The sequence below is a fragment of the Syntrophothermus sp. genome (assembly GCF_013314835.1).
Lineage (GTDB): Bacteria > Bacillota > Syntrophomonadia > Syntrophomonadales > Syntrophothermaceae > Syntrophothermus > Syntrophothermus lipocalidus.
Genome location: NZ_JABUEX010000073.1, coordinates 1 through 8610, shown reverse-complemented (window position 1 = coordinate 8610; position 8610 = coordinate 1). Strand labels below are relative to the sequence as shown.

Sequence of the window (8610 nt, the reverse complement as noted above, 5' to 3'; positions counted from 1 at the left end):
TTTTCCTGATCACCCAGGCCGGCAGCTCCCTGGCTGCGGTGTATCCCCTCTTCGTCCCCGACTATGAGCCCCCTCCCGACTATATCATCCTCTATAATGTGGTCTACCAGCTGGGGATCAAGGCCAACGTGGAGATCAACACCAGGCGCTATCTTTACCCCTGGGACCTGCTGGTCAAGACCTGGCGCCACGATGAGGGAATCACCCCGGGAGATGAAGACAAAGTGCGCGCCTTCCTGGAGGCGGAAGGAAAGCTTTTCACGAAAGAAGATGGCACACTTTGGGTCAAGTGCTGGTACAGGGATGCGGTGATATACGCCGAAAAAGAGTGAGCACCGGTGGTGTCCGTGCGGCACCCGGTCTTCCGGGAATGAAAAATGCCAGAAAGAACCCAATAAAAGAGGATTATCGGAGCGCTGCTCCTTCTGAAACGCGCTCTCGGTTCCGCGCTTAGGAAATTTTGTCTTGCGCGGGGGAATCCTTGTGTAGTAGAATGCGATCAAGAAACAACGGAATATCCTGGAAACAGAAACCGCGAAGGTTTCTACCTTGCCATGAAGGCGGGTAAGATCTTCGCGGTTTTTTGTGTTTGAGAGGGGGTGGGGTGGATTCAGGGACCTCTGGTAGTAACTATTGAGTTGACTAACGAGTGCAACCTCAAGTGCCGCCACTGCTATGCCAGCGCCGGGGAGAAGCTAGACAATGAGCTGAGCCTGGATGAGATCAAGCAGTTGCTTGGAGAGCTTTCCCAGTTGGGAACCATGGAGGTGGAATTTAGTGGCGGTGAGCCTTTGTTGCGGCCTGACTTGTTTGAGATCATTGAGTATGCCGAAGGCCTGGATTTTTCGGTTGTTTTGATAACCAATGGGACCCTTGTCGATCGGGAAGTGGCGAGCACACTAGGCAGCTTGGGCCTGAAGCACGTCCAGGTCAGCCTGGATGGCTTAAAAGAAAACCATGACTACTTAAGGGGGGATGGGACATATGAGGCTGTCTTAGAGTCCGTAAGGTTGCTTGCTGAGGAAGGAGTTAGTGTGGCCGTGCGGACCACAGTGAACAGGCGGAACGTGGGCGAACTTGAGAAGATAGCAGACCTAGCTGTCGGTATGGGGGCCTCGAAGTTGGGCTTTGTCCGCTTTTTCCCGGCCGGTAGGGGGATGGGTTATAAGGAAGATTTGATGCTCGATGCAGAGGGGATGCGTTCCTTCCGCCTGACCGGGAAAAAGATCAAGGAGAAATACAGAGACAAAATCGAGATATCGGCGGACCCTTGTGGATTTTTAGAAGAGGAAATATTTCAGCAGTACTTGCAGGAAGAGAGTATCTTATGTCCATGTGGCAAAACCTGGTGCCTGGTGAAACCAGACGGTACGGTGAGCCCGTGTGAGATCATGACTTTTAACGCAGGCAATGTAAGGAAACAAAGATTTGAAACAATTTGGGAAGGCGCCCCCATCATGAAAGCATTCCGCGAGTTTAACCCCGAACTACTGAAAGGCGTCTGCAGCACGTGCAGGTACAAAAAGGTGTGTGCAGGTTACTGCCGTGCCCTGGCAGTGCTCCATACCGGAGATTTTTATGCAGAAGATTTCACCTGCTACCATGTTTTGAAAGCACGCGAAGAACGGGAGGCTGTCAAATAAGCTAATCCCGAATGTCTCAAAAAGCCACAGAGGAGGGTGGTTCAAGTTATGAGACGGTTAAGTAAACCTCTAGCGGTTCTCTTGGTGTTGATGCTGGCCATAAACCTCTTTGCTGCGATTCCTGTCTCGGCCGGCCAGCAGGCTGACCGGGTAAAGGTTGCAGTAAATAACGAGTTTCTAACATTCGACATCCAGCCGTTCATTGAAAAGGGAAGGGTGCTGGTTCCTGCTCGGGCACTATGTGAAGCTTTAGGAGCCTCGGTCGAATGGGATGGGAAAACCAAGACGGTAACTGCGAAAAAAGGGGATGCCATCATTAAGCTAACTATCGGCAGTAAGATTGCTTCTATCACCGAAAAGGGAGTCACTGAGGTAGTTTTAGAGGTACCGGCAAAGATTATCAGTGGCCGCACTGTGGTTCCCTTGCGCTTTATCGCTGAAGCCTTCGGGGCGAAGGTGCAGTGGGATGCTGCTACCCGGCTCGTGCGCATAACCGTTGGGGGAGGCGCGGGAGAAAAGGCTCAAGAACTGGTACTAGGAACGCTATCGCCACTTGATCCGGTGGATCTCTTTAGTCCAAACGGAGCCTGGCAGAGACTATGTTCCACTGGTTTTTCGCATGTTCACTTGGTGAGGTTTGACCCGGACCTGAACGTGATCCCCTGTGTGGCAGAAAGGTGGGAAGTCTCACCTGACGGAAAGTCGATAAAGTTTTTCCTGAGAAAAGGAGTCAAGTGGCATGACGGCCGGGAAGTGACTGCTGAAGACGTCAAGTTTACCTTTGAGTACAAGAAGAAGCACAATGTTGGGTGGGACATGAATACTGCTAGGCCGTTTCTTGAAAACGCGGAGGTTGTTGACAAATATACCGTAGTTTTGAACCTGAAAGAACCCGTGGTAATGATGTTGTTGAAAGAGCTCGCGGTCGGTTATCTCATCCCCAAACACATTTGGGAGAATGTCGATGAGCCGCTAAAGTACACCGACAAGAAGAACATGATCGGGTGTGGGCCCTACATTTTTGAAAGTTACGACCAGGCGACTCAGACCGCTATTTTCCGGGCCAATCATGACTACTTCCAGGGTGCCCCTTCTGTCGAGAAAGTGAAAATCAAGTACTACAAGAACTTCGACCAGGTTGTTCTCGCCCTGAAGAAAGGGGAGATAGATGCTATTGCTGACTACTCAATGCCTGTCCCCGGATCTTACGCTTCAACTTTGGAAGGCGATAAAAACATAAACCTGGGCCTAACTCCCGGCCTCCAGGTTCCGGCCTACCTGGCCTTCTGCTACAAGAACTACCCGATGAAAGAGAAGAAGTTCAGGGAAGCTGTTGCTTACGCAATCAACTATGAGAATATTGTTCGGTCAATTTGTGGCAAATACGGCGAGGTTCCCGGCAAGGGGATTGTGCCTCCAGCCATGCCTGGTTACGATCGTTCTATCCCCAAGCTTGAGTACAACCCGCAGAAGGCGAGGGAACTTCTGGCTTCTCTGAAGATCACGGAGCCGGTTTACGTGATGCCGCAGACCAGACCTGGGAAAGAGGAGACGATGATCCGCGTGGCCGAGATGGTCTGCAGCTACCTAAAAGAGGTGGGGATTGATGCCCGCATTGATCAAGAGGTGATAGGAAACTACGACAAGTGGAAGGAAAAGGCGTGGAGAAAAAGAGACTTTGGTATACTTATTGGTTATATGACAGTGTTTGGCGTGCTTGGCGACGCGGGTGGCACTTATTTTATTGACCATCCAAACGGTTACGGTACTTACGCCGATCCAGCGTATATAAAGGCCTATGAAAAAGTGATTTATGCACAAGACAATACTCGAATGACCGAAGGTGTTAAAGAGATGCAGCAATACCATGCCCGTGAACTGCCTGGAATCGCTCTGGCGTGGGATGTAATGCTTTACCCTTACCGGACTGACAGATTTGATGGATGGGTAATGCAAAAAGGCCTCGGTCCTGTGTGTTACCAGACCTTGTTCAATCTCTGGCAAAAGTAGTTTTCAAAGCTGGCGGGGGATGGATGGGTGGAAGAAAATAACTCTTGATGGGAGGAGGTGAAGCCTCATGCGGAAGTATGTTAAGCCTGTAGTCCGGATCCGCAGAATTGCCTGCACACCTCACGCGCTGGGAGTGCCCGTCGAGTAGTGTTAATTTCCTCTCATCCCCCGCCAATTTTCTGCTTTATTTAAAGGAGTGATTGTATGGAAAAGATGTTTAAAAAAGGGAAGTTAAAATGCAGGGACATTGGTTCGGTATTTTTGATCTACGATTACACAAGTGGTGTTGTAGTCGAGCTTAACGAAAGCGCCAGATTCATCTGGGAATGTTTGGACGATCTCGGCATCGAAGATGTTATTCAAAAATTCGCTGAATATTACGGCATTGACAGCAAGACTGCTGCTGAGGATGTTTATATGGTGTTAAATGAGCTGGAGGCAAGGGGTCTTATTGGCAGAGGGAGGTGTTGAGTGGTGTGCGAACTAAATAGCGTTACATTGGTTGTAACTAATGAATGCAACTTAAGGTGCAAGCATTGTTATGTCGATGCAGGGAGAAAGTTAGGAAATGAACTTAGTCTGGGCGAAATAAAAGATTTGCTGAAACAGCTATATTCAATGGGAGTTATGCAGCTGGATATTACGGGAGGAGAGCCGTTGCTAAGGCCGGATATCGAGGCAATACTGGAAGCGATCCGTGAAATGGGCTTTGTTGTTACCCTCCTTACGAATGGAGCAATGTTGAACGAAGAAATAGTCGAAATTTTATCCTGTATGGACATAAAGTTTGTTCAGATCCCCCTTGAAGGCTTGCAGGAGAGCCACGAGTTCATAAGAGGAGAAGGGACATTTGAACGCTGCCTGGATTCGATAAAACTATTGAAGAGCAAAAACATCCCAGTCCAAGTAAGGACTTCTGTAACCAAGAGGTCTTTGAGCGAACTAGAAGATTTAGCAAAATTGTTGGCGGAATTAAAGGTCGATAGTTTCCTGCTTGCCGAATTCATCCCGGTAGGAAGGGGAATGGCCTGGGAAAAAGATCTCCTTCTGAATGATGAAGAAAAAGCGGTTTTCCAAGAGACGTATGTCAGGATAAAAGAAGCGTATCCGGAGCTCTCTCTTCGCGGCGGTCCTTACGGTTATCTCGAGGGCCAAAAGGATTTTGTAGGTGCTAACGAATTCAGAAGATCCATTATGTGCGGGTTATTGCGTGGGGACTGGTGCCAGATAATGCCTGACGGGACTGTAACTCCGTGCGACCTGATCATCTTTCGTGCGGGTAATATCAGAACACAAAGCATCCAGGAAATCTGGAATAACTCGCCAGTCTTTAAGACATTTCGCGAGTTTGATCTGGAAAAACTCAAGGGAAGCTGTGGCAGTTGCGCTTATAAGCGCATCTGCGGCGGTTGCCGCGCCCTGGCCTTTTTGTTCAATGGCGACTTTTATGCCGAAGACCCGATGTGCGTAAGGGCAAGAGGAGGGCTTCGGCATGCAGCAGTTTGATTGGGCTATAGAATGGGTAAAACGAAAGGAAAGTGATTTTTTCCTGAGCCGGTTAAGAAAGAAAGGGGTCACCCTCCAGCAATATTATAACACTCGGCCGGCCGAATTGATGGAGCTCCATTACAGTTACGTTAATTATCCAGGGCCGATTTTCGATAAAATGAGGAGTTTGATTGCCCCAGAATTTACTGTTCTTGATATAGGGGCGGGTGATGGGGCGTTTACCATTCAGTTCGCCAAAACAGTGAGAAAAGTTACGGCAATTGAGCCCTCTTCGGGCCAAGTTGGTCGTTTAAAGGAAAAGGCCGAGCGAGAGGGTCTAAGTAACATTGAGATCATCAACAAGAGGTGGGAGGACACTGAAGAAAGCGAACTTGAGCTCTACGATGTGGTAAATGCCGCTTATTGCTTTTCCATGCCAGACATCAAGGGAGCTTTGCGGAAAATGTTGAACTGGACAAAAAACCTTCTATTTTTGGTCACTTCTGCAGACAACGGATTCACAGATACGTATCGGAAGGTCTTTAAGACAGGCCACATCTTCATGGACGAGTACATTTACCTGTGCAACATCTTGTACCAGCTGGGTGTCCAGGCCAATGTGAGTATCATTACCAGGGTGTTTGACCACCCGTGGAATCTTATGCTGGAGTTGCTGAGGCTGGAATTAGAACTAACTCCCGCCCAGGAACGAGAACTGTTTGAAGAACTACAAAGGAAAGGACAAATTATTGAAAAAGATGTCGATATATGGGTGAAGTCCTGGCACAAAGATGCTTTAATCTGGTTTAAGAAAAACGAGCTGGAGTAAATGGACGCAGACTGAGGCCAAACAATGGCACAAAAAGCGAGAGGCATTCATGGGCCTGACCCAGAAGCTCTTCCGGTAGAGCAGAAAATTCACCCGTTGGGAACAGGGCATCCTAAAGTCTCGGTTTTAAAAAGTCGGGCGAGAAGGAGGGGCTAGTGAATCAATCGTGTAATCGGGTCTCTAGTTGGTGCCTGCGCTGATTACAAGCAGGTGTTTAGTACCTTACGGGGAATACCGGGAGCTTTGATCCTGGCGAACACTCTGGTAGCGGTAGGCGCGGGTCTGGTGAACCCGTTGTTTACCCGTTACCTGGAGGCGTTGGGGGCCACTCCCCAGGTTGTCGGAGGAATAATGGCGGTAGATTATGTGCTGCTTTCCTTCGGGCTGGTAGGGGGATACGTTGCCGACAAGATTGGGAGGAGGCGGTTTATTGTCCTCACTCACTGCTTTTTCCCCTTGATCCTGAGTCTCTTTCTCCTCGCAAGAAACTGGGTCTGGGTCTTGGTTGGGATGTGCCTGCTCGGGATTCGGGTAGCTGCTCTGCCGGCACTCGATGCAGTCATGGCAGACCACACGGCCAATAAAGAGCGGGGGAGGATATACTCCTTAAACTGGCTTGCCGTAACTGTGGCCACCATCGTTTCTTCCTTTGTTGTGGGTGCGGTTGTGCATCAGTTGGGAGTCTACCAGGGGACGAGGCTCGGTTTCCTCATTTACATGGTTTTGGCCCTAGCGGTGGCGATCTTGTTCTGGGCGAGGCTCAAGGATAGCAACCGGTCTGAGCAAAAGTCAGTTTTCAGCCTGAGCCATCTCTTCCACCAGCTGGCCTATGCTGCCAAAAGCTCATCCCCTGTATTGCGACAGTTTATGACTTACTATCTGCTCTACACCCCGGCCGCGGGAATGCTGACCACTTACTATGTGCTCTACCTTGTGCATGTGGCGGGAGTGAGCGACAGCACAGTGGCAGTAACTTACGGTATTGCCAATGGGGTCTACTTAATCACCCAATTGCTGTTGGGGCCGTTCGCGGACAGGCTCAACCGGGTGCTGGTCTTAGTCTTGGTGCTCACGGTGATACTCCTAAGCTCGCTCGTCTTAATTGCCTTTCACAAGCTGGCGGCTGTAGCGATCTTGAGCACCATTCTGGTCTTGAGCGGGATCTCCGTAGCTCTTTATCTCCACAAAGTGGTTTTGGCTGACCTAACCGACCGGCAACAAAGGGCCACCTTGTTTGGTGTGTTCTCCACATTAGTAGCTGCGGAAGGGGCGCTAAGCTTAGTTGCGGGAGGCAAGTTGTTTGAGCTGAATCCTCACTACCCTTTTGCGTTGTCGGCCTTCTGCCTTTTGCTTGCAATCTTCACGCTAAAGAGCACCCTCTTAGGTTGCTACAAAAGCGAGTATCAAGGCTAGCCGTGAGAATTTAATCCAAAGATCAAGAAGGTTTGGAGGGGGATTTTGATGAAGAGAAGTTTTTCCCTCAAGGGCATCTCCTTTTTGATGGTTTTTGTTCTGCTGATGTCTTTGTTTCCTGCTCTTGGCCATGGATGAGCGGTTAGGAATCAGGGAATTCAGGTTTATCTGAAGCAGGTTTTAACATGCAGCTAGATTGGGTCGATGAATAGATTAAAGAAACGTGAAAGAGACTTCTGGAGTTTTTTATCGGGTTATCCATCTCCTGGCGGGGTAACCCATCTGACGCTTAACTTTTCAAGATCATTGTCAAAAGAACAGATACCTTCTTCCTGTGCCCGGGCCAGCGCGGCAAGGTAGGCAACTACGAAGTCGACGTTTTTTTCCGCCATATCTTGCAGAGCCTGGATAAGCAACGCGGGGTTTTCGGCGTAAATACCGTCGGCGCCGAGAAAGGAGATCAGGGTTTCGGCGATCTGGCTTTTGGCATACCTGTAAAAAGAAGAAAGCACCCAGATGATTTCGGCTACTACCAGATGAGATACGCGTAAGCCGATTTCTCCCTTTTCAGCACGGCTCATTAGCTCCAGGGCTTTAGCAGCCATTTCCGGTGGGTCGCCGGTGAGAAAGCGCAGGACAACGTTGGCATCAACCCACAAATAAACCATTACGTTTCTTTCCCCTTGCCCAGTATCTGCCGGGCGAGTCCGGTGGCTACCTCTTCGCGAACTTCCGTCTTGCCGGGGTAAGGTCTCTTAGCAGGCAGAGAAGCGTAGAGTTCGGTTAAGCGTTTGCGCTTCAGGGCCCTGACCTTAACCTCTCCGTCCGGGCCGAAATCGAAGACGAGCTCGTCTCCCGGTTGCAGGTTAAGCTTGCGGCGGACGATTACGGGTATTGTTACCTGTCCCTTACTTGTTAACTTTGCTCTTATCATTTAAATACCTCCTTACACCTGAATATAATCCTTACATCAGTTCCTGTCAAGGGTAGTTGCCTGAACGCACGGAGCCTCCTCCAGCCTTTGCCGCGCCGCAGCGCGGAGTTCATCGACATATCCCGGATCAACCTCGGGCCAAATCCCCGCTGTCTCTTCGAGGATTTGCTGCCAGTTCTCTTTGCCGGACCTGGCAAGGGGTTCAATGATGACTTTGTTGCCAACCAGGCTGACAGCAAGAACGTCGCTTTTTTTATCGCGGCCTTCTCCCGCAACCGGTCCGGGAAATCTGC

At 49.8% G+C, this 8610-nt stretch carries 10 protein-coding genes; 7 read left to right on the top strand and 3 right to left on the bottom strand.

Annotated elements, in window-relative coordinates; all coding sequences use genetic code 11:
- The 7 genes from HPY90_RS13805 to HPY90_RS13775 all read left to right on the top strand — a co-directional run.
- Positions 1-332 (top strand): hypothetical protein (locus HPY90_RS13805; RefSeq protein ID WP_287195329.1); only part of this gene is annotated, 332 nt, incomplete at its 5' end.
- A 267-nt stretch (positions 333-599) separates the two neighbouring features.
- The gene (locus HPY90_RS13800; RefSeq protein WP_287195327.1) at positions 600-1643 is read left to right on the top strand and encodes a radical SAM/SPASM domain-containing protein; all 1044 of its coding nucleotides are present in this window, start codon (positions 600-602) and stop codon (positions 1641-1643) included.
- Between the two features lie 48 nt (positions 1644-1691).
- Complete coding sequence (locus HPY90_RS13795) at positions 1692-3653, top strand: ABC transporter substrate-binding protein (RefSeq protein ID WP_287195325.1); 1962 nt, start codon at positions 1692-1694, stop codon at positions 3651-3653.
- A gap of 204 nt (positions 3654-3857) precedes the next feature.
- On the top strand, positions 3858-4124 hold the full coding sequence (locus tag HPY90_RS13790; RefSeq protein ID WP_287195324.1) for a PqqD family protein: 267 nt from the start codon (positions 3858-3860) through the stop codon (positions 4122-4124).
- A gap of 3 nt (positions 4125-4127) precedes the next feature.
- The gene (locus tag HPY90_RS13785; protein ID WP_287195323.1) at positions 4128-5159 is read left to right on the top strand and encodes a radical SAM/SPASM domain-containing protein; all 1032 of its coding nucleotides are present in this window, start codon (positions 4128-4130) and stop codon (positions 5157-5159) included.
- Positions 5146-5970 (top strand): class I SAM-dependent methyltransferase, encoded by an 825-nt coding sequence (locus HPY90_RS13780; protein WP_287195321.1) that lies wholly within the window; start codon positions 5146-5148, stop codon positions 5968-5970. Before HPY90_RS13785 ends, HPY90_RS13780 begins: the two co-directional genes overlap by 14 nt.
- Before the next feature lie 243 nt (positions 5971-6213).
- The gene (locus HPY90_RS13775) at positions 6214-7383 is read left to right on the top strand and encodes an MFS transporter (RefSeq protein WP_287195319.1); all 1170 of its coding nucleotides are present in this window, start codon (positions 6214-6216) and stop codon (positions 7381-7383) included.
- A 254-nt stretch (positions 7384-7637) separates the two neighbouring features.
- Here HPY90_RS13775 and HPY90_RS13770 read toward each other — a convergent pair whose 3' ends face one another.
- The 3 genes from HPY90_RS13770 to HPY90_RS13760 form a co-directional block, all read right to left on the bottom strand.
- Positions 7638-8051: a type II toxin-antitoxin system VapC family toxin gene (locus HPY90_RS13770; RefSeq protein WP_287195317.1), complete on the bottom strand. Its 414-nt coding sequence runs from the start codon at positions 8049-8051 to the stop codon at positions 7638-7640.
- Positions 8051-8317 (bottom strand): AbrB/MazE/SpoVT family DNA-binding domain-containing protein, encoded by a 267-nt coding sequence (locus tag HPY90_RS13765; RefSeq protein WP_287195315.1) that lies wholly within the window; start codon positions 8315-8317, stop codon positions 8051-8053. The genes HPY90_RS13770 and HPY90_RS13765 overlap by 1 nt, the downstream gene beginning before the upstream one ends.
- 36 nt (positions 8318-8353) lie before the next feature.
- The coding region (locus HPY90_RS13760; RefSeq protein ID WP_287195313.1) for a hypothetical protein at positions 8354-8610 on the bottom strand (257 nt) is incomplete at its 5' end.

Excerpts from the sequence above, each read along its gene's own strand:
- HPY90_RS13795 (WP_287195325.1), top strand. The coding sequence starts at position 1,692 with ATGAGACGGTTAAGTAAACCTCTAGCGGTTCTCTTGGTGTTGATGCTG.
- HPY90_RS13790 (WP_287195324.1), top strand. The coding sequence starts at position 3,858 with ATGGAAAAGATGTTTAAAAAAGGGAAGTTAAAATGCAGGGACATTGGT.
- HPY90_RS13780 (WP_287195321.1), top strand. The coding sequence starts at position 5,146 with ATGCAGCAGTTTGATTGGGCTATAGAATGGGTAAAACGAAAGGAAAGT.
- HPY90_RS13770 (WP_287195317.1), bottom strand. The coding sequence starts at position 8,051 with ATGGTTTATTTGTGGGTTGATGCCAACGTTGTCCTGCGCTTTCTCACC.
- HPY90_RS13765 (WP_287195315.1), bottom strand. The coding sequence starts at position 8,317 with ATGATAAGAGCAAAGTTAACAAGTAAGGGACAGGTAACAATACCCGTA.